Source organism: Burkholderia sp. BCC1047, from assembly GCF_902833155.1.
GTDB classification, from domain to species: domain Bacteria; phylum Pseudomonadota; class Gammaproteobacteria; order Burkholderiales; family Burkholderiaceae; genus Burkholderia; species Burkholderia sola.
This window is the reverse complement of the sequence record NZ_CADFEH010000013.1, coordinates 155,061-179,132: the sequence shown is the minus strand read 5'-3', so window position 1 is coordinate 179,132 and position 24,072 is coordinate 155,061. Positions and strand designations below refer to the sequence as shown.

20 protein-coding genes and 1 pseudogene are annotated in these 24,072 nt (G+C 66.2%); 8 read left to right on the top strand and 13 right to left on the bottom strand.

Annotated elements, in window-relative coordinates; genetic code table 11:
• Window positions 1-182: 182 nt before the first annotated feature.
• Window positions 183-833 (bottom strand): GTP cyclohydrolase II, encoded by a 651-nt coding sequence (gene ribA, locus HWX55_RS16105; RefSeq protein ID WP_089470125.1) that lies wholly within the window; start codon window positions 831-833, stop codon window positions 183-185.
• 176 nt (window positions 834-1,009) lie between these two features.
• Here ribA and HWX55_RS16100 point away from each other — a divergent pair, with 176 nt between their 5' ends.
• A complete protein-coding gene (locus HWX55_RS16100; protein WP_069619283.1) occupies window positions 1,010-1,471 on the top strand; it encodes a CBS domain-containing protein in 462 nt (153 codons plus the stop codon).
• A gap of 156 nt (window positions 1,472-1,627) precedes the next feature.
• Here the strand turns inward: HWX55_RS16100 and HWX55_RS16095 are convergent, their stop codons facing one another.
• On the bottom strand, window positions 1,628-1,957 hold the full coding sequence (locus HWX55_RS16095) for a DUF4148 domain-containing protein (RefSeq protein ID WP_175976443.1): 330 nt from the start codon (window positions 1,955-1,957) through the stop codon (window positions 1,628-1,630).
• Window positions 1,958-2,468: 511 nt separating this feature from the next.
• Between HWX55_RS16095 and HWX55_RS16090 the strand changes: the two genes are divergently transcribed.
• Window positions 2,469-2,867, top strand: coding sequence for a GreA/GreB family elongation factor (locus HWX55_RS16090; protein ID WP_175976442.1), 399 nt, complete (start codon window positions 2,469-2,471; stop codon window positions 2,865-2,867).
• Window positions 2,868-3,042: 175 nt separating this feature from the next.
• Here the strand turns inward: HWX55_RS16090 and HWX55_RS16085 are convergent, their stop codons facing one another.
• Window positions 3,043-4,164 (bottom strand): porin, encoded by a 1,122-nt coding sequence (locus tag HWX55_RS16085; RefSeq protein ID WP_050011987.1) that lies wholly within the window; start codon window positions 4,162-4,164, stop codon window positions 3,043-3,045.
• A gap of 584 nt (window positions 4,165-4,748) precedes the next feature.
• Here HWX55_RS16085 and HWX55_RS16080 point away from each other — a divergent pair.
• Window positions 4,749-5,120, top strand: a complete 372-nt coding sequence (locus tag HWX55_RS16080) for a YXWGXW repeat-containing protein (protein ID WP_175976441.1) — start codon at window positions 4,749-4,751, stop codon at window positions 5,118-5,120.
• Between the two features lie 364 nt (window positions 5,121-5,484).
• Here HWX55_RS16080 and HWX55_RS16075 read toward each other — a convergent pair whose 3' ends face one another.
• From HWX55_RS16075 to HWX55_RS16065, 3 genes are all read right to left on the bottom strand, one after another.
• Window positions 5,485-6,735 (bottom strand): MFS transporter, encoded by a 1,251-nt coding sequence (locus HWX55_RS16075; protein ID WP_124592934.1) that lies wholly within the window; start codon window positions 6,733-6,735, stop codon window positions 5,485-5,487.
• 342 nt (window positions 6,736-7,077) lie between these two features.
• A complete protein-coding gene (locus tag HWX55_RS16070; RefSeq protein WP_175976451.1) occupies window positions 7,078-7,725 on the bottom strand; it encodes a glutathione binding-like protein in 648 nt (215 codons plus the stop codon).
• Window positions 7,726-7,891: 166 nt separating this feature from the next.
• Window positions 7,892-8,347, bottom strand: coding sequence for a MarR family transcriptional regulator (locus HWX55_RS16065; protein WP_175976450.1), 456 nt, complete (start codon window positions 8,345-8,347; stop codon window positions 7,892-7,894).
• A 92-nt stretch (window positions 8,348-8,439) separates the two neighbouring features.
• Between HWX55_RS16065 and HWX55_RS16060 the strand changes: the two genes are divergently transcribed.
• On the top strand, window positions 8,440-9,492 hold the full coding sequence (locus HWX55_RS16060; RefSeq protein WP_175976440.1) for an RNA-guided endonuclease TnpB family protein: 1,053 nt from the start codon (window positions 8,440-8,442) through the stop codon (window positions 9,490-9,492).
• A gap of 181 nt (window positions 9,493-9,673) precedes the next feature.
• Here HWX55_RS16060 and HWX55_RS16055 read toward each other — a convergent pair whose 3' ends face one another.
• The 3 genes and pseudogenes from HWX55_RS16055 to HWX55_RS16045 all read right to left on the bottom strand — a co-directional run bounded on the left by HWX55_RS16055 (window position 9,674) and on the right by HWX55_RS16045 (window position 15,572).
• Window positions 9,674-11,185 (bottom strand): efflux transporter outer membrane subunit, encoded by a 1,512-nt coding sequence (locus HWX55_RS16055; RefSeq protein ID WP_175976439.1) that lies wholly within the window; start codon window positions 11,183-11,185, stop codon window positions 9,674-9,676.
• Window positions 11,182-14,356: pseudogene (locus tag HWX55_RS16050) on the bottom strand (multidrug efflux RND transporter permease subunit). Before HWX55_RS16050 ends, HWX55_RS16055 begins: the two are co-directional and overlap by 4 nt.
• A gap of 13 nt (window positions 14,357-14,369) precedes the next feature.
• Entirely contained in the window at window positions 14,370-15,572 is a 1,203-nt protein-coding gene (locus HWX55_RS16045) for an efflux RND transporter periplasmic adaptor subunit (RefSeq protein WP_175976438.1), read from the bottom strand.
• 79 nt (window positions 15,573-15,651) lie between these two features.
• On the opposite strand from HWX55_RS16045, the gene soxR reads away from it, so the two are divergent.
• Window positions 15,652-16,131 (top strand): redox-sensitive transcriptional activator SoxR, encoded by a 480-nt coding sequence (gene soxR, locus HWX55_RS16040; protein WP_050011996.1) that lies wholly within the window; start codon window positions 15,652-15,654, stop codon window positions 16,129-16,131.
• A 24-nt stretch (window positions 16,132-16,155) separates the two neighbouring features.
• Here soxR and HWX55_RS16035 read toward each other — a convergent pair whose 3' ends face one another.
• Window positions 16,156-16,917: an SDR family NAD(P)-dependent oxidoreductase gene (locus HWX55_RS16035; RefSeq protein ID WP_175976437.1), complete on the bottom strand. Its 762-nt coding sequence runs from the start codon at window positions 16,915-16,917 to the stop codon at window positions 16,156-16,158.
• A 108-nt stretch (window positions 16,918-17,025) separates the two neighbouring features.
• Between HWX55_RS16035 and HWX55_RS16030 the strand changes: the two genes are divergently transcribed.
• Window positions 17,026-17,937 (top strand): LysR family transcriptional regulator, encoded by a 912-nt coding sequence (locus tag HWX55_RS16030; RefSeq protein ID WP_175976436.1) that lies wholly within the window; start codon window positions 17,026-17,028, stop codon window positions 17,935-17,937.
• Window positions 17,938-17,957: 20 nt separating this feature from the next.
• Here HWX55_RS16030 and HWX55_RS16025 read toward each other — a convergent pair whose 3' ends face one another.
• The gene (locus tag HWX55_RS16025) at window positions 17,958-18,617 is read right to left on the bottom strand and encodes a TetR/AcrR family transcriptional regulator (RefSeq protein WP_175976435.1); all 660 of its coding nucleotides are present in this window, start codon (window positions 18,615-18,617) and stop codon (window positions 17,958-17,960) included.
• 145 nt (window positions 18,618-18,762) lie between these two features.
• On the opposite strand from HWX55_RS16025, the gene HWX55_RS16020 reads away from it, so the two are divergent.
• Window positions 18,763-20,055: an NAD(P)/FAD-dependent oxidoreductase gene (locus tag HWX55_RS16020; RefSeq protein WP_175976434.1), complete on the top strand. Its 1,293-nt coding sequence runs from the start codon at window positions 18,763-18,765 to the stop codon at window positions 20,053-20,055.
• Between the two features lie 44 nt (window positions 20,056-20,099).
• Window positions 20,100-20,489 carry a DUF3331 domain-containing protein gene (locus HWX55_RS16015; RefSeq protein ID WP_175976433.1) on the top strand — a complete coding sequence of 130 codons (390 nt, stop codon included), beginning with the start codon at window positions 20,100-20,102 and terminating at the stop codon, window positions 20,487-20,489.
• Window positions 20,490-20,492: 3 nt separating this feature from the next.
• Here HWX55_RS16015 and HWX55_RS16010 read toward each other — a convergent pair whose 3' ends face one another.
• Entirely contained in the window at window positions 20,493-21,821 is a 1,329-nt protein-coding gene (locus tag HWX55_RS16010; protein ID WP_175976431.1) for a dicarboxylate/amino acid:cation symporter, read from the bottom strand.
• A 153-nt stretch (window positions 21,822-21,974) separates the two neighbouring features.
• A complete protein-coding gene (gene ggt / locus HWX55_RS16005) occupies window positions 21,975-23,726 on the bottom strand; it encodes a gamma-glutamyltransferase (RefSeq protein ID WP_175976430.1) in 1,752 nt (583 codons plus the stop codon).
• Window positions 23,727-24,072 lie beyond the last annotated feature (346 nt).

Here is a 24,072-nt window from a genome sequence, read left to right as displayed (position 1 = left end):
AGCTATCGTTTCAGAAACAGCACGACACAGCCAAAAAAGGAGAGAAAGAAGACCCAGATACCCACCGAATAACCCGCAAAGCTGGTCCAAGGGGTGGGTCAGAATTCAATGCAAATCGTGGGTCAGGATTCCATGCAAATCAACAAGATGACGAGAAACGGGCGCTGGTGCGCCCGCTCCGGTTACTCGTTTTCTTCGAAGTAATGCCCGAACTTCGTCTGCTTCGTGCGGATATAACGTTCGTTTTCCTCGCGCACGGGCACCGCGAGCGCCACGCGCTCGCAAACGGGAATGCCGTGCTTCACGAGCGTATCGAACTTCTTCGGATTGTTGCTCATCAGCCGCACCGACGTCACGCCGAGGATGCGCAGGATCGCAGCGGCCGAGTCGTATTCGCGAGCGTCGTCGGGCAGGCCGAGATCGAGGTTCGCCTCGACGGTGTCGCGCCCCTGCTCCTGCAGCGCGTACGCGCGGATCTTGTTGCTCAGGCCGATGCCGCGGCCTTCATGGCCGCGCAGATACAATAGCACGCCGCGGTCTTCGGCCGCGATGTAACGCAACGCGAGATCGAGTTGCTCGCCGCAATCGCAGCGGTACGAGCCGAACACGTCACCAGTCAGGCATTCGGAATGCAGCCGGGTCAGCACGGACTGCTCGCCCGTCACGTCGCCCATCACGAGCGCGAGGTGTTCGGCATCGCTGCCCGATACGCGAAACGCGTATGACGTGAACGTACCGTAGCGCGTGGGCAGCGACGCGGTGGCGACGAGCGTCACGCACTCGTCGGCCTGGCCATTGCCCGGCGGGGGCGATTGGGGACGCGAAGACATCATGAATTCAGTCGAAACTTCAGGAATGTAGGAGTTGTGTGGATGGTGCGTGACGGGAGTTTACCGCTAATCTGGAAACGTAACGCGACTGCCGCCGCCCGCCCCGCTATACTGGGCTCACCGGGTGACGCGCATCACGCCCCGCCTGCCCTGCATCGACCTGCACACGGAGAAAGCGAATGAGCACGACTGTCGCGCAGATTCTCAAGGCCAAGCCGGATTCGGGCCGCACCATCTACACCGTCACGAAGACCGATCTCGTCTACGACGCCATCAAGCTGATGGCGGAAAAGGGCATCGGCGCACTGCTGGTCGTCGACGGCGACGACATTGCGGGCATCGTCACCGAGCGCGATTACGCGCGCAAGATCGTCCTGCAGGACCGTTCGTCGAAAGCCACCCGCGTCGAGGAAATCATGACGGCGAAGGTGCGCTACGTCGAACCGTCGCAATCCACCGACGAGTGCATGGCGCTGATGACCGAGCACCGGATGCGCCACCTGCCCGTGCTCGACGGCGGCAAGCTGGTCGGCCTGATCTCGATCGGCGACCTCGTGAAGAGCGTGATTGCCGATCAGCAGTTCACGATCAGCCAGCTCGAACACTACATCCACGGCACGCCGAGCGTCACGTCAGCCTGATCCGCCGCAGCAAAAAAGGCCCAAACGCGTCAGCGTCTGGGCGGAAAGCCGCCGGCATGCGGCGACGGAGGTTCTGCTCCTGCGGGCGAACGACGCGCGACCGGTGCGCGTCTCGTCAATTCAGCGGTGCGCTCGGGCAGACCCGGGGACGTTCAATCAATTACCGAAGTAGACCGAATTCACGGGATTCGGCGCTTCCCGCGTCACGCGACGGCCGCCTTGCGCGGCGCCCGTTGCCACGGCGCCGTAGCCGCTCGTATCGGCTTGCGCGAGCATCGGCTGGTTCGGCTGAATGCGCTGCTCGGCGGCCTGGATGTCGCTCGGATATTGCGAATCGCTCGCCACCGGCTTGTAGCCGTTCTGCTCGAGTTGCGCGAGTTCGGCCTTGACCTCCGCGCGGGTCAATCCCTGCTCGGATTGCGCGAACGATGCGATCGGAGCGGCAAGGACGGATGCGGCGATGGCTGCGTAGATGATCGACTTCATGATTTACCTCCGGAATATGTTCTGTTTTGACGTCGCCTCGGCAGGACTGTCTGAAGCGATTGAGTCCAGTGTAGTGCTCGCCACCCCAAGGGGAAACCCTTAGTTTGAACATACAGCGTTGCGTTTTTGGAAAAAATCGCCCACTGTTTCGGAACAGGGCCGCTCCAACTCGCTTCATCTGCACAACAATCGCTGACGAAACGCCGACAGTCGGATCACATGTCCGGAAGGTTGTGTTGTAGAATCGTAAGGTTTTATTCGCCAGTCGATATTCCATCCACCATGTACGCGCTCACGCCCCTTTCGGTTTTGCCGTCCGGCCCGGCCGGCGTGTGCGCGCGCGCCAGCCAGCCGGCGCATCCCCTCGCTCGACGCACGGCCCAGGCGCCGCTCGCCCCTGCCCGGCGCCTGATCTGACCGCACGGTCTCCACCCGGAGCCAGGTTAGACAGGCTCCGGGCGATCCTCATAGGCACGCCACGCCTGCCCTGCCGATCATTTGGAGAACCACCATGAAACAACGCCTTTACCAGTTGACTGAACTCGACGTCGCCCGCCTCGAAAAGCACGCCGAGCACAACCCGCGCTTCCAGACGATGCTCGATACGCTGCTCGAGCGCGCCGATATCGTCCAGCCCGACGCCGTCAAGGCGAACGTCGTCACGATGAACTCGCAAATCACGCTGCTCGACGAAGCGACCCAGGAACAGGCCACGTGGACGATCGTTTATCCGGACGCCGCCAACCTCGAACTCGGGCGCCTGAACGTGTTCTCGCCCGTCGGCATGGCGCTGCTGGGCACGCAGCGCGGCCAGATGGTCAAGGTGATGCAGCCGAGCGGCGCCGAAAAGCTGATGAAGGTCGCCGCGATCGTGTTCCAGCCGGAAGCCAACGGCGAATACACGCGCTGAGCTAGCGGCCGGCCAGCGCCCCGCCATACGGGCGCAGAACGACAAAAGCGAGGCACGGGCCTCGCTTTTTTGCATCCAGACGATCCGGATTATCGTCATCGCCTTCCGCATACAAAAAAAGGCGCCCGAAGGCGCCTTTTCGATGCTGCGGAGCGGGTTACCCCGCCCGTCACGCTTAGAAGCGGTGACGCAGACCAACCGTTGCTGCGGTTTGGTTGATCGACGAGCTCGGCAGGTTGTTGTTGAAGCTGTCGCCGTTGTAGATCGACGCGCCGATGCCGTTCTTCGCTGCACGCTGGTACACAGCTTGTGCGTAGACGTCCGTGCGCTTCGACAGTGCGTAGTCAGCTTGCAGGCCGAACTGGTTCCAGTGCGTGCTGCCGTTGTTGATCTTCGCGTTCGTGTACGTGTAAGCAGCACCCAGGCCGAGAGCCGGCGTCAGGTTGTACTTCGCGTTGACTTCGTAGTTGTCGGTGCGCAGCGTGCCTGCAGCAACTGCGTTGTTGTCGAGACGTGCTTGCGTCCATGCAGCGCCGACTTGTGCCGGGCCGAATGCGTAGCCAGCAGCAGCACCGTACGTGCGGACGCGGCCTTGGTTAGCGATGCCACCGATCGCCGACGACGTCGCGCCGTTTGCGTTCGTGCCGTCACCCAGGTTCGCTTGCGAGTATGCAGCAGCCAGCTTCAGACCTTGGAACTGGTATGCAGCACCTGCGCTGTACGCACGGTTGTTGCCGAAGTTCGTGTTGTTCGAGAACGAGTACGTGCCGCCGAATTGCAGGCCAGCGTAGTTCGCGCTCGTGAACTTGATCGTGTTGTTCTGTGCGACGTCACCGTTCGTGCTCAGACGGTCGAGGTTCAGCGGGTGCGCGAAGTACGTGCCGCCCCACGAGCCCGTTGCCGTCAGCGGTGCCAGGTAGTCTTGCGTTGCGTCATACTGCTTACCCAGCGTGACCGTGCCGTACTGGCTCGACAGACCGACGAAAGCCTGGCGGTTGAACATGCCGCCGTTGCCGTTCGCGAAGCGGCCGTTACCGATGTTGAAGCCGCTTTCCAACGTGAAGATTGCCTTCAGGCCGCCACCCAGGTCTTCCGAGCCACGCAGGCCGAAACGGCTCTGGTCAATGCCCGAACCCATCGCCCAACGCGACTTGCCAGCTTGGCCGAGTGCCGGCTGGACGTTGCTCGTGTAGGTGATGCCTGCGTCCAGCACGCCGTACAGCGTGACGCTGCTTTGCGCGTGAGCGACGGTAGCGAACGATGCTGCAGCTGCTGCAACGATCAGAGTCTTGTTCATTCGTGGAGCTCCCTTCTAAAAAGAGGCAGGTCTCGCGACCTTGTTCATAAACGGTCTGCAACCGCCCGGGAGCGCCATCGGTCCTGCTGGCGGCGCCCGGATAGTTGCCCGTTTGGGAACCGTGAGTTTAGGGGTGTACCCTAGGGGAGCGATCCGCAAATAAAGAAATAAGCTTTTCCAGAACTAGAAATAATGAAAGTGGGGACGCGTCATAAGTATTTGTTTTAACGTTTGTTTTTGACTTCTTGACGCGTCCTTTTTGGAGGCTTTCATCGCACCATTCTTACATGTCATCGTCTTGACGGTTGCATAGAAACAACAAACGGATTCGGTTCGGCACCCCAAAATCGGTAATTGTTACCCAAATCAATCTCAAATATTGGCCGATCCGCCTCCGAAACGTCCCGCCGACCCGTCAACAGCGGGCGGCGCCGGTGCCACGGCCGGATCCCGTCGGCCGGCAGAAAGGAAAGGCGGCCCGCGCCTGCCGTGACAGTCGGTAACAGCCTTGACCGCCCGCGTAACCCGGTGGGCGTGACGGCAGGCTAATGTAAGGCGGTCTTGGATACAGAACGGGAACCGCCATGAATCGACGCTCGCTGCTGCGCGCCATCGGATTGACCGCCGCCTTCGCCGGCACCGGCTGGCTGCGTGCCGCCTCGGCCCAGCCCGCCCCGCCCGCGTACCGGCCATCCGGCCCGCACCGCGTTCCCGGCGCGCCGCCGTATGCGGATCGCCCCGGCTTCGCGCCCCCGGCGGCACGCCACGACCGTCGCCCGCCGCCGCCACGGGCGCACGGCTATATATGGACGGACGGCTACTGGCGCTGGCAGCGCGGCCGCTATATATGGGTGTCCGGCCGCTGGGTCGCACGGCGCCCCGGACGCCGCTGGGTGCCCGGCTACTGGCGCCGGCAGGGGCCGGTGTGGGTCTACGTCGACGGTTCGTGGCGGTAAGCAGCGGTCCGGCTCCCCGGTCGATGAAGGTCCGGAGCCGGACCGTGCGCGAGAGCCGGACCGTCCGCGCCACGGAATCGTGCGCTACGGCAGCCGCGCTACGGTCAACCTATCGTCTGGCCGCCATTCGGCGACATCATTCGGATAACGAAATCATGCCGTGGCGATGCGAATGCATCCGGCCATGCTCGCCGCCCGCGCACGCGTCTGCCGCTTACCGCCTGCCAGCGGACCGATGCGTGCACCGCGCTCAGCGCCCCCCTCCCAGCTCGCGCGCACGACGGCACGCCGCGCAGATCGCGCGATGATGTTCGTGGGCCCAGCGGATCGTCGCCGCGGGCAGGCTAACGTACGTGCGAGCCGCCTACGACAACATTGCCGCTCGCGCACCCGGCCGCGTGCGGCCATACGCGACCATCATCGCGAAGCTGAGCAGGAAACCCGCGCCGCCGATCAGCAGCAGCCCCGTCTCGCCGAATACGGGCAGCAGATTCGTCAGCGCGCCCGTCACGACCCACGCGACCGCCATCACCGAGCCCGCGACGCCCAGCGCCCAGCCTTGCCGATCGTCGCTGACCGCGTCGGAAAACGCCGTATACATCGTCGTGTACGCAACCATGTCGAAGCAGCCGACGACCATCGCGAGCGCCCACAGCATCGGTTCGTGCGGAAACAGCGCGGACAGGATCTGGCCAAGCCCGGCGACGAGCAGGCCCGTCTTCGCGATATCGATCACGCGCCACACGCGCAGCATCAGCCGCACGACGCACAGCAGGCCGAACACGAAGCAGATGCCGATCACGCCGCTGAACAGCCCGAGCCGCGCGCTCGTATAGCCAAACTTCGCCTGCAACAGCAGCATGATGGTCTGCAGGTAGAGCCCGTAGCCCACTTGCATCAAGAAGAACACCATCGACAGGAACGCGACGTTGCGCTGGCGCGCCGCCTCCCCGATGATCCGCAGCGGCAGCAGCGGATCGATGCGCGTATCGCCGCGCGGCGCGGCGGAATCGCGATACGACGCCCAGGTCCAGCACGCGCAGATCAGCGACAGCGCGGCGACCAGCACGAACGGCGTGCCGTAGTCGAACAGCGGCGAGATCGTCCGGTCGGACGTGACGCCGCCGAGCACCGGGCCGACGATCACGCCCGCGCTGAACGCGAGCGACATGATGCTCATGTTGTACGCCTTCGTGTCGGGCGTGCTGAGATCGGTGATGGCCGCCTGCGCGATGCCCTGGCAGCCGGCCATCAGGCCGGTGAGCCCGCGGCCCGCCAGCAGCAGCGCGATGCTCGCGTGCCATGCGCCGGCCGCCATCATCGCGTAGCCGGCCGCGAGACCGAGCACGCACAGCAGCAGGATCCGGCGGCGGCCGTAGCGGTCGGACAGTTCGCCCATCAGCGACGAGCCGAAGAACATGCACAGCGGGTAGATCCCGTAGCCGAGGCCGAGATAGAAATTGCGCGCATGCGCGCCGGTGTCGGCCGGCAGGATGCCCGCGTGCGGATCGCTGAAGATCGCGGACATCATCGGATAAACGAGCCCGAATCCCATCGCGTCGAGCGCGATGGCGAGCAGACAGGGGCCGAGCAGTGTGTAGTCGAGCCGGGACATGGCGACCTTCCGGACAGAGTGGATGATCGCCCCAGCGTAATGATCGCGCGGCGGCCGCGGTAGGCCGCCGGCCGCGATGCTAAGCATCGGCTCGTGCGATACCCTGGATGCGGCCCGCGCCGAGGGATCGCCGTCCCGACCGTGCGGCCGCTACGCGACGCTCAGCGGCTCGCGCTGAAATCGTCGGCGCGCGACCACGCACGGCGCGCCGTCGTGCATGAACACGCTGGCGAGCAGCCCGAACGACGCCGCACGCCGTCCGCATGCGGCGCTCTCGTTCGACTGGATAACACGAAGCGATTGATTGCGACCATGGTCCGGCGCGGCGCGGCCGATGCGATGTCAATGCGCCGCCTCGGCCGTCGACGCGCGGCATGCGATCAGGCCGCGTTGCACGGCCGGCCGCGCGGCGATATCGGCAAGCCAGCGCTCGACGTGCGGGAAACCGGCAATGTCGAGATCGAGCTCGTCCGCCGTGCGCAGCCACGGAAACGCCGCGATATCGGCGATCGAATACCGCGACGACGCGAGATACGCCGATTCCGACAAGCGGCCGTTCACGACCCCATAGAGACGCAGTGCCTCCTTCCGGTAGCGGTCGACCGCTTCCGCATTGCCCGTCTTCGATGCGCGCAGGAACCACCACAGCTGGCCAAGCATCGGCCCGATCCCGCCGATCTGGAAATGCAGCCATTGCTGGACCGCCGTGCGCTCGGCCAGCGTTTCGGGCTGCAGGCAACCCGTCTTCGCGGCGAGATAGCTGAGGATCGCGCCGGATTCGAATACGGCGAGCCCCGTGTCGTGGTCGACGATAGCCGGGATCTTGCCGTTCGGATTGATCGCGAGATACGCCGGGCTGCGCTGCTCGCCGGCAGACAGGTTCACCTGCACGCGATCGTGGGCAAGCCCGGCCTCTTCGAGGTAGATCGCGATCTTGTGTCCGTTCGGCGTGTCGGCCGTATAGAACGTGAGAGAGTGCGTCGAGGTCATGTCGGTCCTTGTCATCGGGTTATCGTTGCAACTACAATCGTTGCAATTGCAATCCTATGCCGAAACCGACGGCGTTGGGACATGCCAGTACGCGAAGGAGGGACATGCGGACTGTGCGACCCGGTGCGCCCGTGCGGTGCACGGCCGCCCGGTACGCCGGACACCGCTACTTCGCGTCGGCTGCCGCGTCGCGCGCCGCAGCGGTCGCACGATCGAGCGCGGCGGCCATCGCCGCCCGCTCCTTGCCGGCGAACTGGTCGAGAAAAAGCTCGGCGACCGTCGACTGGTACACCTTCCACATCTTTTTGCGCAGCGTCCGCCCCTTGTCGGTGATGCTCGCGAACGCGGCACGGCCATCGTCCGCCGAACGCGTGCGCGTGACGAGCCCCTCCTGTTCGAGCCGGTCGACGAGCCGCGTCAGGTTGTAGCGCTCGATCGCGAGCACGTCGGCCAGTTCGTGCATGCGGCGCGTACCGTCGGGGCCGCTTTCGAGCCCCCACAGCGCGTCGTACCACGCATACGCAGGCAGGCGGGCCGCCGCGAGGCGACGCTCGATCTCGCGGATCATCGTCCGGTGCGCGCGGACGAACGAGAACCACAGATCTGGTTCGGTTGCGTTCATCAGAATTTGCTCCGAGAAACCCCGTCCTTCAGGACGGGAAGGAAAGGAGTGCTTTTGACAGACAGCTTCTTCCACGGGTTAGGATCACCTGCATGATCCTTGTCTATCGCTACCGGGTGAAATCGCTCAACGGACTGCTCAACAAGCAGAGCCGCGTGGTGAACTACGTCTGGAACTTCTGCAATGACACGCAGAAGCACGCGCTCAAGTGGGGCAAGAAGTGGCCTACAGGATTCGACCTGAACGTGCTGACGACCGGCAGCAGCAAGGAACTCGACATCCACTCCGGCACGATTAACGCGACGTGCGAGCAATATGCGAAGTCGCGCAGTCAGCACCGTCGGCCCTACCTGCGCTATCGCGGCAGGAAATCGCTGGGCTGGGTGCCGCTGAAGGGCCGCGACCTGAAGCGCCAGGGGGACGCGTTCCGTTTCGCCGGCAACACGTTTCGCGTGTTCAACAGCCGAGCGCTTCCCGAAGGGAAGATCAAGGACGGAACCAACTTTGCGCAGGATGCACGCGGCAACTGGTTTCTCAACATCGTGATCGAGATGCCCGATGTGCAGGCCCGCCCGATCCGTTCCGGTGTTGGCATCGATCTCGGCCTGAAAGACTTCGCCACACTTTCGACCGGAGAAAAGCTGCCCAATGACCAGTTCGGTCGACGAGCGGCGGAAAAGCTGGCGAAAGCGCAGCGAGCGCGAAAGCACAAGCGACATATCGCGAAGTTGCACGCAAAGATCGCGAATGCCCGAGCCGATTTTCAACACAAGCTCGCGCTCGATCTGGTGCGGCGCTTCGATTACATCGCGGTTGGCAACGTGTCGGCCGCAAAACTCGTCAGAACCAGGATGGCGAAGAGCGTCTACGACGCATCCTGGTCGTCCTTCCGAAACAAGCTCCGCTACAAAGCGATCGCGCATGGGGCCACGTTCGAGGAAGTCGACGAAAGGAGTTCCACCCAGTCCTGTTCGGCGTGCGGGTCGAAAGACAGCACGACGCGGCCGAAAGGTATCGCGGGACTGAGAATAAGAGAGTGGGCCTGCAGTGGATGTGGTGTCGTGCATGATCGTGATATCAACGCTGCCGTGAACATTCTCCGATGCGGACGTGCATCGCCAGGTGTGGGAATCCGCCGCCTTTAGGCGGTGGAGGACGTCAAGTCAGGTCGTTTCTCTCGCTTAATTGCAGTTGCAATTAAATTTTACCGCGAGAACGACGGCGCTTTCATGCGCCTGCAATCGCCTAGGCGTTGCCCACCGATCGGCAAGGCAAGCGTTTCATCGCGCGACGCGGCGCCACGACCGCCGCGCCGCACTGCTCGCGTCACTTCCCCGACCGAGCGAGCGGGCCTTGTGGGCCCTGCCCCATGCCGGCCGGCCAGCCGCCCGCGAGCGCCTTGTACAGCGCGACCGTCGACGCCGCGCTGCGCATCCGCCCGTCGGCCGCCGCATCCTGCGCCTGCAGCAGCGTCCGCTGCGCGTCGAGCACTTCGTAGTAGTCGATCGCGCCGGCGGAGAAGCGGGCCTGCGCGAGCTGTGCGGCACGCGCGCTGTCGTCGGCCGCGCGCACGAGGTGCGCGGTCTCGTCACGCGTTCGGGCGACACGCAGCAACGCGTTCTCGGTTTCCTCGAGCGCGCCGAGCACGGTTTGCCGGTACTGCGCAAGCTGGCCGGCCGCTTCCGCGTCGCTCGCGGCGATCCGCGCACGCACGCGGCCGACGTCGAGGAACGACCAGTCGATGCCGAGCGCGATCAGGTTCGTGTCGCTGCCCGCGCGAAAGAACCCGTAGCTGCTCGTCGCGCTGCCGAGCAGCCCGGACAGCGTGAAGCGCGGAAACAGGTCGGCGGTCGCTACGCCGACGCGCGCGGTCGCCGCATGCAGCCGCGCCTCGGCGGCCGCGACATCGGGACGGCGGCGCAGCAGGTCGCCCGGCGTACCGGGATCGATATCGGCGGCAAGCGCCGGCAACGGCACCGGCGTGCCCGTCTTCGGCCAGTCGAACCGGCCGATCAACGCATCCGGCGTCTGCCCGGTCAGCACCGCGAGCCGATGCTCGTCGACGCCGATCGCGGCTTCGTACACGGCGATCCGCGATGTCGTCGATTCGTACTGCGCGCGTGCTCGCGCCGCATCGAGCTCGGAGCCGCGTCCCGCGCCGACGCGCGCATTGATCAGCGCGAGCGTCTGCTTCTGGTTGTCGGCGTTCTCGCGGGCGATCCGCAACCGCTCCTGCGAGCCGCGCAGGTCGACATACGTGCTCGCAGCCTCGCCCGCGATCGCGACGCGCACCGCGCGCACGTCGGCCGCGCTGGCCGCCGTCTCCGCGCGCTGCGATTCGATCGAGCGACGCACACGGCCGAACAGGTCGAGTTCCCACGCGGCGTTGATGCCCACGCTCGACGTCGGCATATCGCGCTGGCTGCGCGGCGCGCCGAACGCCTGATCCTTGCTCATCAGCTGATGGCCGATCTGACCGCTCGCGGTGAGCGTCGGATAGCGGTCGAACGTCGCCTGCGACAGCAGTGCGTTCGACGCGTCGTAGCGCGACACGGCGACCTGTAGATCCTGGTTCGCCGCGAGCGCCGCATCGATCAACTGCGTGAGCGCCGGATCGCCGAAGCTGCGCCAGAACGCGGCATCGGCGGCCGCCGATGCATCGCGCTGCGTATCGGGCTGTGTATCGGCCGGCGCCGCGTCGCGCTGCGTCGCCGGGTGAGCGTCGCGCGCGAACCGCGCGGCGGTGGCCGTATCCGGCCGTTTGAAATCGGGGCCCACTGCGCAGGCGGCGAGCGTCACCGACATCGCGAGCGCGGAAAGACGGAAAGCGGCGCTCATCGGTTTTCTCCTTCGAGGGTGCCGTGCTGTTCGCTCCAGACGGCCGGCGTGCCGCCCGCGAGCTTGCGGATCGCCACGTAGAACACGGGTGTCAGGAACAGCCCGAACAGCGTGACGCCCAGCATCCCGGCGAACACGGTGACGCCGGTGGCCGCCCGCACCTCGCTGCCCGCGCCGCTGCCGATCAGCAGCGGCACCGAGCCCGCGATGAACGCGACCGACGTCATCACGATCGGACGCAGCCGCAGCTTGCACGCTTCGAGCGCCGCTTCGACCGTGCCCTTGCCCTGGATCTCAAGCTCGCGTGCGAATTCGACGATCAGGATCGCGTTCTTGCACGCCAACCCCATCAGCACGACGAGTCCGACCTGCACGAACACGTTGTTGTCGCCGCCGGACAGCCACACGCCGAACAGCGCCGCGCACATGCACACGGGCACGATTAGGATCACCGCGAGCGGCAGCGTCCAGCTCTCGTACAGCGACGCGAGCACCAGAAACACCAGCATCACCGCGAGCGGGAACACGACGATCGCCGCGTTGCTCTGCGTGACCTGCTGATAGCTGAGGTCGGTCCATTCGAGCGTGATGCCCGGCGGCAGCACGTCCTTCGCGATCTGCTGCAGCTTCGCGATCGCCTGCGACGACGACATCGTCTTCGGATCGGCGTCGCCGATCAGGTCCGCGGCCGGATAGCCGTTGTAGCGGACGACCGGGTCGGGTCCGTACGCGGGCCCGACCGTCACCATCGAGCCGATCGGCACCATCTCGCCCTTCGCGTTGCGCGTGCGCAGGTTCGCGATGTCGGCGGCCGTCTGCCGGTGGCCGGCATCCGCTTGCGCCATCACGCGATACACGCGGCCGAACACGTTGAAGTCGTTCACGTACATCGAGCCGAGATACACCTGCAACGTATTGAACAGATCGGTCAGCGCAACGCCCTGCGCCTTCGCCTTCAGCCGGTCGACCTTCACCTCGAGCTGCGGGATGTTCGCCTGGTACGAGCTGACGGGATAGCTCATTCCCGGCGTCTTCGCGACCGCGGCCTGGAACGCGCTGAGCGCCTTCTGCAATTCGCCGTAGCCGAGCCCGCCGCGATCCTCCAGATACAGCGAGTAGCCCGAACCGTTGCCGAGACCCTGGATCGGCGGCGGCATCAGCGCATAGGTGATGCCGCCATCGATCGCCGCGAAGCGCGCGTTCAGGTCCGCGTTGATCTGCGCGGCGCTGCGGTGACGCTGGTCGAACGGCTTCAGGATCACGTACGAGTTCGTGATGTTCGGCGTGTTCACGCCCTGCAGCGCATTCAGCCCCGCGAACGCCGGCACCATCTCGACGCCGTCGGTGCCGAGCGCAATCTTCGTCATCTGCTCGGTCACCGCACTGGTGCGCGCGAGCGACGCGCCTTCCGGCAACTTCGCGCCCGCGAACAGGTACAGCTTGTCCTGCACCGGGATGAAACCGCCGGGCACCGCATTGAACAATAGCGCGGTCGCCGCGAGCAGCACCGCATAGACCGCGAACACCACGCCGCGCCGCTTCAGCGTGCGACCGACGACGCCGTGATAGCGATCGGAGCTGCGCTCGAAGAAGCGATTGAACGGATGAAACAGCCAGCCGAACGCGCGATCGAGCGCGCGCGTCAACGCATCCTTCGGCGCGCCGTGCGGACGCAACAGCTTCGCGGCGAGCGCGGGCGACAGCGTCAGCGAGTTGATCGCGGAGATCACCGTCGAGATCGCGATCGTCACCGCGAACTGCTTGTAGAACTGGCCGGTGACGCCCGACATGAACGCCATCGGCACGAACACCGCGCACAGCACGAGCGCGATCGCGACGATCGGCCCCGACACCTCGCGCATCGCCTGGTGCGCGGCATCGCGCGGGCTCAGGCCCCGTGCGATGTTGCGCTCGACGTTTTCGACGACAACGATCGCATCGTCGACGACGATCCCGATCGCGAGCACGAGCCCGAACAGCGTCAACGTGTTGATCGAATAGCCGAGCAGGTACAGCCATGCGAACGTGCCGACCACCGACACCGGCACCGCGACGAGCGGAATGATCGACGCGCGCCACGTCTGCAGGAACAGGATCACGACGAGCACGACCAGCACGACGGCCTCGATCAGCGTGTGCTGCACCGCGCGGATCGATTCGCGCACGAACACGGTCGGGTCCCACACGGGCGCGATACGCGACGCCCGGCGGGAAGCGCTTCGACAGCTCGTCGAGCTTCGCATACACGGCTTTCGCGACGTCGAGCGCGTTCGCGCCCGGCGACAGGAAGATGCCGACCACGGCCGAATGCCTGTCGTTGAAATACGAGCGAAGCGTGTAGTCGCCCGCGCCGAGCTCGATGCGCGCGACGTCGGACAGCTTCACGACCTGGCCGTCGTCGCCGTTGCGCAGCACGATGTCGCTGAATTCCTGCACCGTGCGCAGGCGGCCGCGCACGTTGATCGACACGAGGAAGTCGTTCTTCTTCGGCGACGGCTCCGCACCCAGCTGACCGGCCGACACCTGCACGTTCTGCTCGCGCACGGCCGCGATCACGTCGCTCGCGGTGAGCCCGCGCGACGCAAGTCGATTCGGGTCGAGCCACAGCCGCATCGCGTAGTCGCCGGAGCCGTACACGCCGACGTCGCCGATGCCGGTCAGGCGCGACAACTCGTCCTTCACGTGCAGCGTCAGGTAATTGCGCAGATACAGCGAATCGCGGCTGTTGTCCGGCGAGTAGAGACTCACGTACATCAGCGGCGTGGGCGACTGCTTCTGCGTGGTCACGCCGTACTGGCGCACCTCGTCGGGCAGGCGCGACAGCGCCTGGCTCACGCGGTTCTGCACGCGCACGGCGGCCGTATCGGGATCGACACCCTGCAGGAACGTGACGACGACCTGCAGGCTGCCGTCCGAACCGGCGACCGACTTCATGTACATGATGCCTTCGACGCCGTTGATCGCCTCTTCCAGCGGTTCGGCGACCGATTCGGCGATTTCCTTCGGGTTCGCGCCCGGATACGTCGCGCGCACGACGACGCTCGGCGGCACGACCTCCGGATATTCGCCGGCCGGCAGCATCGGAATCGAGATCAGGCCGAGCGCGAAGATGACGATCGACAGCACGACCGCGAAGATCGGCCGGTCGATGAAGAATCGGGAGAAATCCATCACGTGGCTCCCGTTATCGCGCGGCAGGCGCGCCGGCATCGGCCACGGCCTGCGTACCGGCGCCGGAGTCCGGCGCCGCCCGCACGGGCAGCGCCTTCGGCTTCACCTGCGCGCCCGGATAGTAGATGCGCTGCACGCCGTCGACCACCACGCGATCGCCCGCCTGCAACCCCTTCTCGACGATCCGCTCGCCGTCGAGTTCGCGGCCGATCGTCACGTCGCGGCGCAGCGCCTTGTCGCCGGGGCCGAGCACGTACACGTACTTGCGATCCTGGTCGGTCAGCACGGCCTTGTCGTCGACCAGCAATGCATCCTGGTCGCGGCCGCTCACGAGCTGCACGCGCGCATACAGGCCCGGCGTAAACGTATGGTCCGCATTCGGCAGCCGCACGCGGGCGCGGATCGTGCCTGTCTGCGAATCGAGCCGATTGTCGAGGAAATCGACGGTGCCCGCATGCGGGAAGCCCGTCTCGTTCGCGAGTCCGACGCGCACCGGATCGGCGCCGATCGCGCGATGCGCCGGATCGGCGCGCCGCGCGTTGTAGCGCAGGTAACTCTGCTCGTCGCAATCGAAATACACGTAGACGGGATCCTGCGACACGACGGTCGTCAGCAGCGTGTCGTCCGCGCGCGCGAGGTTGCCGACGGTCGCGACCGCGCGGCCGACGCGGCCCGCGATCGGCGCGCGCACTTCGGTGAAGCCGAGATTGAGCTTCGCGTCGGCCACGGCCGCATCGGCCGCCTGCAGATCGGCACGCGCCTGCTCGGCGGTGGCGCGCGCATTGTCGAGCTCTTCCTGCGACGTCGCATGCGCATCGATCAGCGTCTGCACGCGCTTGAGCTGCACGTTCGCGAGGCTTGCGGCCGCGCGGGCGCGCTGCTGCTGCGCATTCGCACGGTCGAGCGCGATGCGATACGGGCGCGGATCGATCTCGAACAGTAGCGCGCCCTGCGCGACCACGTCGCCCTCCTTGTACGCGACACGCTGCAGATAGCCGCTCACGCGCGGCCGCAGTTCGACCGCGTCGACCGCTTCGACGCGTCCGTTGAATTCGTCCGCGAGGCGGACGGTACGCGGCGCGACGGTAGCGACGCCGACTTCGGGAAGGGGCTGGGCTGACGATGTGCCTTTGCCGTCGTGACAACCCGACAACGCCAGCAACAGGGCGCAGGCGGCGCCCAAAGGCGGCGTCCTGCGTAGGGAAAAGGAGAGCATGATGCCTCGCGACGGGTTAAACTGCCGCGTAGCATAAAAGTTGAAGTTAACTTCAAGTCAAGCTTTCCCGGAGGGTGTCATGGGTATCCAGGAAACCCCGCAATGGCCGCTGATGTCGATCCGCGAAGTGGCCGCGCGCAGCGGCGTGCCGGCGTCGACGCTGCGTTTCTACGAGATGCGCGGGTTGATCAAGTCGCACCGCAACGGCTCGAGCCATCGCCACTATTCGCGCGCGGTGCTGCGACTGATCGCATTCATCGTGTTCGCGCAGAAGATCGGCTATTCGCTCGACGAGATCGCCGAGCAGCTCGTCAGCCTGCCCGAGGACACCGCGCCGAGCAACAAGGACTGGCAGCGGCTGTCGCGCGGGTGGAAGCAGCGTGTCGCGAGCCGCATCGAGGAGCTCCAGCGGCTCTACATCAACCTCGACGAATGCATCGGCTGCGGCTGCCTGTCCCTGAAACGCTGCAAGCTGACCAACCCGGAAGACCGCGCGGGCCGCAACGGGCCCGGCGCGCGGCGCTGGCTCGGCGACAAGCCGCCGATCGATTCCGAATGACGCGCAGGCCGCGCGCGCCATGCATCATCCGACGCGCCAGCCGCCGTTCACCGCGATCGTCGCGCCCGTGACGAACGATGCGCGCGGCCCGGCGAGCCACGCGACCGCATCGGCGACGTCGTCCGGCTGCCCGGCGCGGCCGGCCGGCGTCTGCGCGCGGATCATCGCCGCGACGGCCGGCGCGACCCCACTGTCGCCGAACAAGCGCGTGCCGGCGATATAGCCGGGCGCGACCGTATTGACCGTCGCGCCGCGCAGCCCGAGTTCGCGCGCCAGCGCGACGGTGAAGCCTTCGACGCCGGCCTTCGCGGCCGCATACGCGAGGCCGCCCGGCAACAGGCTGCCGGCGCGCGCCGCGATCGAGCCGATGTTGACGATTCGCGCGGCACGGTCGGCCAGATGCGGCAGCACGGCCATCGTCGTCAGGAACAGGCTTTTCAGGTTCGCATGGAGCACCGCATCCCATACGGCCTCGGCCTCCCCTGCTTCGGTATCCGCGCCGACGCGCCCGGTCCGCCCCGCATTGTTGACCAGCACGTCGATACGCGGCCATCGCGCGACGATCGCGGCGACCACCGCTTGCGCGTCGCGCCGGACGCTCAGATCGCCGGCCTGCCCGATCGCTGCGCCGCCGAGACGCTCGACGGCGGCCTCCAGCCTCGCCGCATCGCGCCCGACGATCGCGACGCGATACCCGTCCTGCACCAGCCGGCTCGCGATCGCGAAACCGATCCCGCTCGACCCGCCCGTGACGATTGCCGTGCGTTGCTGTTCATTGCCCGTCATGATCTGTCCTCCTGAGTATCGACGGTTGACGACAGGGACATTCTGGACAGCTCGGAGTGATAGGTAAAATACGAATTCGATGATCTACTGATACATGGAAGGTATCGCATGATCGATCTGCGCCAGTTCCGGCAATTCATCGCAGTGGCCGAAACGCTCAGCTTCCGCCGCGCGGCCGAACGGCTGCACATGGCTCAACCACCGCTCAGCGCGGCGATCCGCAAGCTCGAGGACGAACTGGGCGTCGCCTTGCTCGAACGCGACAATCGCGGCGCGCGGCTCACGCCGGCCGGCGAAGCGTTCCTGCTCGAAGCACGGCGCGCACTCGAACAGGCCGAGCGCGCGGTGGCCGTGGCCCGCCGGGCGGGCGCCGGCCTCGGCGGCACGCTGCGGCTGCGTTTCGTCGACAGCACGGTGAACGCGCTGTTGCCGCTGATCCTGCGCGCGTTCCAGGAACGGCATCCCGACGTCGATTTCCAGCTGGAAGAAGGCACGACCGCCGAGCAGGTGCTTGCGCTGCGTCAGGACCGCACCGACGTCGGCCTCGTCGTGCTGCCGGTGGCCGACGCCGGCGACGTGCATGTCGAGCCGCTGCTGCGCGACCGGATGGTGGCCGCGCTGCCGGACGGGCATCGGCTCGCGCGCCGCCGCCGCATCGCGCTGGCCGAGCTGGCGGACGAACCGTGGGTCCTGTTTGCCGCGCACCACGGGCCCGGCATGCACGCGCTGATCGTGACGGCGTGCGCCCAGGCGGGCTTCGCGCCGCGCGTGGTCCAGCAGCCGCGCCAGATGCAGACGACGGCCGGGCTCGTCGCCGGCGGCATCGGCGTCGCGCTGATGCCGCGCCTGTTCGTGCCGATGCATCCGCAAGGCATTACGTTCTGCGAACTGAAGGATGCGGGCAGCCCGCTCGCGTACGAAGTGGCGCTCGCGTACCGTACGCCGTCGCCGCTCGTCGATGCGCTGCGCGACACCGCGCGGAACGCGGTGCGGGAACTGGGCCTGGTTGCGGCGACGTGACCGCGCGCATCGCGCGGCGCTCAGTCCCGGTCGCCGAGGAAGTTGAACGCGACGCCGAGCACGGCCTCGCGGAACGCCTCCGGCCGCGTCGGCAGCGACGTGTACTCCAGCATCATGTGGCTGTACGACACCGTCGTGCCGATCGCGCTCGCGATCATGAAGAACAGCACGTTCGGATCGACCGGACGGATCGCGCCGGCCTCGACCGCGTCCGCGATCAGCGGAAACATCGCATCGTGATACGGGCGCACGATCCGCTCCTGCAGCCGATCGAGCCGCGCGCCCTCCTCGGTCGCCGCGGTCGAGAAGAACATGCCGATATCCGGCTCCGCGAATTCGTGATCGACGCACAGCTCGAGCGCGCGCCGCACGCGGTCGCGATGCGGCAGCGGCGACGTACGCAACGCGCGCAGCGCGTCGAACATCGGTTCGGCCAGCTCGACGATCTGCTCGACGACCGCCAGCCACAACGTTTCCTTCGCACCGAAGTGATGCGCGATCAGCGCCGCGTCGATCCCTAGCTCGCGCGCGACTTCGCGCACGCTCGTCGCGTCGTAGCCGCGCTTCGCGAACGTGCGGCGCGCGGCCCGCAATATCACGTCCGGACCGACGGATGCATCCGCCGACGGCCGTCCGCGCGTACGCCGCTTCGACGGCGCGCGCTCAGTGACTTCTGCCACGTTTTGCCTGCTCCTTGAACGATTCGAATGCCCATGTCCGGCGCCGGTTTCCCGGCCCGGAATCGGGCGGCCTGCCCCGCTCCGTTGACACGCGGAGCCGGGAAGCGCTAGGATCATACCTTATTCATCACCTGATGATTTATCCATGACAACCCCTACACGTATCGTCATCGTCGGCGGCGGGATCGCCGGGCTGCAGCTCGCGACCCGTCTGGGCGAGCGTCTCGGCCGGTCCGGGCGGGCGCAGATCACGATCGTCGACCGCAGTCCGACGCATATCTGGAAACCGATGCTGCACACGATCGCGGCCGGTACGCGCGACGTCCAGCAGCAACAGGTGATCTTCCTCGCCCATGCCCGCGACCACGGCTACACGTACCAGCCCGGCGAACTGAAGGGGCTCGATCGCGCGCGCCGCCGCGTGCAGCTCGGCGAGATCCGCTCGCAGGACGGCGACGTGGTGATCGACGCACGCGAACTCGACTACGACGTGCTGATCCTCGCGCTCGGCAGCCAGGCCAACGATTTCGGCGTGCCCGGCGTGCGCGAGCACTGCTATTTCATCGACAGCCAGCAGCAGGCGGAGACCTTCAACGAAGCGTTGCGAATGCGCGTGTTCCGCAGCATCGCGCGCGACGAGCCGTTTCGCGTCGCGATCGTCGGCGCGGGCGCGACGGGCGTGGAACTCGCGGCAGAGCTCAGCCGCTTGCTGGAAGTGGCGCAGGCGTACGGTGACGAAACGGTGCGCGAGCGGCTGCAGCTCACGCTGCTCGAAAGCGGCCCGCGCATCCTCAACGCATTTCCGCCGCGGATTTCCGCGTCGGCCCAGCGGCGGCTCGAACAGATCGGCTTTCGCGTGCTGACGTCGACGCGCGTCACGTCGGCCGACGCGAACGGTTTCCACTACGGCGACGGCTCGTTCGCCGAAGCGGACCTGATGGTCTGGGCGGCCGGCGTGAAGGCGCCCGATTTCATGCAGGGGCTCGGCGGGCTCGACACGAACCGCGCGAACCAGATCGTCGTCGGCCCCACGCTGCAGGCGAGCGGCGACGAACACGTGTTCGCGATCGGCGATTGCGCGAGCCTGCAGCTCGACGGCCAGGAACGGCCGCTGCCGCCGACCGCGCAGGTCGCGACGCAGCAGGCCGAGCATCTCGCGAAGCACCTGCCCGCGTGGCTCGACGGCACGCCGATTCCGCCGTTCGCGTTCCACGATTTCGGCGCGCTGGTGTCGATCAGCGATTACGACGCGTTCGGCACGCTCGGGCAGTTCGGGTTCTTCCGCGGTGGCTTCATCCAGGGGCGTTTCGCGCAGTTCAGCCACCTGATGCTCTACCGGCGGCACCAGCAGGCGCTGCACGGCTTCTGCAAGGCGACCTTGCTGTGGATCGCCGAACGGATCAACGGCTGGGTGCAGCCGCGCATCCGCCTGTCGTGATGCCGCGCGTCGCGGCACCGCGTAACGTTTCGAGGAACAGAAACATGAGCAACCGTGCAATGCCCTGGCTCATGACCGTCGCCGCAATCGGCAGCTTCGACATGCCGTCCGTCTCGTGGGGCGGGCCGCGGCGGCGCAGCGTCACGCGCGACCGGCTGCCGTCGTGGGACGCGACGAGCAAGCCGACCATCAGCGTGCTCGAACGGCCCACGGCCGACACCGTGATGATTTCGTGGTGCGACGCCTGCACCGGACACTACGGCTACCAGAAGTGGCGCCTGTTCACGACGCGCAAGCGCGGCGTGTGCGCGCTGTCGGGGCGACCGATCGAGATCGGCGACAGCGTCTATGCGCCGCAACTGCTCGGCTCGACGCCCGGCAACGCCGCCGCGATGGTGCTCGCGGCGTGCATCGACGACGCATTGGCGGCCTGAGCGTCAGGTCGACGTGGTCTGACCAGCGCCATAGGCCGGCTCGCGGCTCTGCCGTTCGAGTTCGGCATCGAGATGCGCGGCATGCGCGTTCGCTTCGGACTCCGACATCAGCTCGCCTTCCCACTTCGCGACCACCGCGCTGGCGATCGAGTTGCCTACCGCGTTCGTGGCCGAGCGGCCCATGTCGAGGAACGTGTCGACGCCGAGAATCAGCAGCAGTCCGGCTTCCGGGATGTCGAACTGGTGCAGCGTCGCGGCGATCACGACGAGCGACGCGCGCGGCACGCCGGCCATCCCCTTCGAGGTCAGCATCAGGATCAGCAGCATCGTGATCTGCGTGCCGAGCGACAGGTGGATGTTGTACGCCTGCGCGATGAACAGCGACGCGAACGTGCAGTACATCATCGAGCCGTCGAGGTTGAACGAATAGCCCATCGGCATCACGAAGCTCGAGATCTTGCGGCGCACGCCGAAACGGTCGAGCGCGTCGAGGATCTTCGGATACGCGGCTTCCGAGCTCGCGGTCGCGAACGACAACATGAACGCTTCCTTGATCAGCACGAGCAGCTTGAACACGCGGCGGCCGAGAAACAGCAGCCCGGCCGCGACGAGCGTGGCCCACAGCAGCACGAGGCTCACGTAGAAGTCGCCCATGAACACCGCGAACTTCAGCAGGATCGACAACCCGTTGACCGCGACGGTCGACGCCATCGCGGCCATCACCGCGAGCGGCGCGAGCTTCATCACGTAGCCGGTGATCTTCAGCATCACGTGCGCGAGCTGGTCGATCGCGGCGACGAGGATTTTGCCGCGCTCGCCGAGTGCGGCCAGCGCGACGCCGAAGAACATCGAGAACACGACGATCTGCAGGATCTCGTTGTTCGCCATCGCCTCGGCGATCGATTTCGGCACCATGTGGCCGACGAAATCCTTCAGCGTGAACTTGGACGTCGCCAGATGCGCGGACGCGCCGATATCCGGCAGCGGCAGGCCGAGGTTCTCGCCGGGCCGCAGCAGGTTCGCCATCAGCAGGCCGAGCAGCAGCGAGATCAGCGACGCGGTGACGAACCAGCCGAGCGCCTTCACGAACACGCGCCCGACCGACGACGCGTCGCCCATGTGCGCGATGCCGACGACCAGCGTCGAGAACACCAGCGGGCCGATCACCATCTTGATCAGCCGCAGGAACACGTCGGACACGAGCGAGATGTAGCCGGCGATTTCCGCGGCCGACTGCTTGTCCGGAAGCTGCGTATAGATCAGGTAGCCGATCAGGATGCCGGCTGCCATCGCGAGCAGGATCCAGCCTGCCGCAGACATTCGTTTGTTCATGAGGGAATTCGCCGCATGGCGATGGAGTTGACGGAAAAAAGGCGCGCGGGCCGCTCAGGCTGGCGGATGTCCGCCGACGGACGCGCCGCCGCCGCACCGGCATTCGCGGCAACGCGAACGCCGGCAGCAGCGATTCGGCATGAAGCGATCGGATCAGTAGCCGATCGCGGCGCCCGCCGGACGGCGCGGGTCGTTGTAGCCGTAGATGAAGCCGACCCGCACGTTGCCGGACACGGACGAATCGTTCCCGGAGCTCTGGCGGCTCGCCGCTTCGGTGCCCGGCAGGCCGACCAGGATCAGCTCGGCGGCGCCCCACGGCGTCTGCTCGACCATCTTGTAGCCCATGTTGCGCAGGATCGCGAGCGTGTCGGGCGACAGGCCGTAGGTTTCGTAATAGACCGCATCGGGCAGCCACTGGTGATGGATGCGCGGCGCGGCGACCGCATCCTGCGGCGTCATCCCGTAGTCGATCACGTTCAGCACGGTCTGCAGCGTGATCGTGATGATGCGCGAGCCGCCCGGCGAACCGACCACCATGAACACCTTGCCGTCCTTCTTCACGATCGTCGGCGCCATCGACGACAGCGGACGCTTGCCGGGCGCGATCGAGTTGCGCGTGCCCTGCACGAGGCCGAACAGGTTCTGCGCGCCGACCTTCACGGTGAAATCGTCCATCTCGTCGTTCAGGAAGAAACCCGTGCCCGGCGCGATGACCACGGCGCCGAAGCGGCCGTTGACCGTATAGGTCGTCGACACCGCGTTGCCGTCGTGGTCGACGATCGAGTAATGCGTCGTTTCCGGCTTCTCGTGCACGCCGACGCCGGGCTGCACGTCGACCGACGGCGTCGCCGTATCGGCATGGATGCTGTTGCGGATCTGCGCCGCATATTCCTTGCTCGTGAGCTTCGCGATCGGGTTGTCGATGAAGTCCGGATCGCCGAGCAGCGTGTTGCGGTCTTCGTATGCGTGGCGCATCGCTTCGGTCATGTAGTGGACCGCCGCGGCCGAGTGGTAGCCGAGCTTGCGCAGGTCATACCCTTCGAGGATGTTCAGCGTCTCGCACATCGTCACGCCGCCCGAGCTCGGCGGCGGCGCCGACACGAACTCGTAGCCGCGATACGTGCAGGTCAGCGGCGACATGTCCTGCGCGCGGTAGGACGCGAAATCGGCCGCCGTGATCACGCCGCCGCCGCGCTTGGCCGCTGCCTCCACGATCTTCGGGATCTCGCCGTGATAGAACGCGTCGGGCCCCTGCTCCGCGATGCGCTCGAGCGTGCGGGCCAGATCCTTCTGCACCAGGCGATCGCCCGGCTGCAACGCGGTGCCGTCCGGGCGCAGGAAGATGCGCGCGGCTTCCGGATCCTTCTTGAAGCGCTCGACCGTCGTATCGAGGATGTCCGTATCGCCGCGCGTCAGCACGAAGCCGTCGCGCGCGAGCCGGATCGCCGGCGCCATCACCTGCTTGCGCGTCAGCTTCCCGTACTTGCGCTGCGCGAGATCGAGGCCGGCCACGGTGCCCGGCACGCCGACCGCGCGATAGCCGTACAGGCTCTGCTCCGGAATCACGTTGCCCGACGCATCGAGATACATGTTCGCGGACGCCGCGGCTGGCGCGGTTTCGCGGAAATTGATGAAGCGGTCGCGGCCGTCGGCCAGGTGGATCGTCATGAAACCGCCGCCGCCGATGTTGCCGCAGCACGCGTTGGTCACGGCCTGCGCATAGCCGACGGCCACCGCCGCGTCCACCGCGTTGCCGCCCGCCTTCAGGATGTCGACGCCGATCTGCGATGCGAAGTGCTGCGACGACACGACCATGCCGTTCTTCGCTTCGACTGCCGGGTCCGACGCGGCGAACGCGCACACGCTCATCGCCGACAACAGGGTGAGTATTACCAGCCGCCTCATGACGGGATCCTCCAGACGAATAAACCGGGCCATGCCGGGCTGCATCGGTGCGCCACTACGTATCGACGCTGCCCATCCGACATGTAATAAACGATACATTTCAGCGAGGCCGCGATCATAACACTCACATTTTTGCGCCAAAAACTAGGGTAACCACTGAATTGAGTGCCAATGGACGCCGACGCTCGGTCCGATGTATGTTCGATTTATTACACACATGAACGAATTGGCTGACCGAGCGATGCGTCCCTCTAATTTCGGGCCACACGCGGGTTGCCGCACGTCAATCGGCTAACATGCGTGCAGTTGCCGGCAGGCGCCCGCTTGCCGTTTGGTCAATCCATTC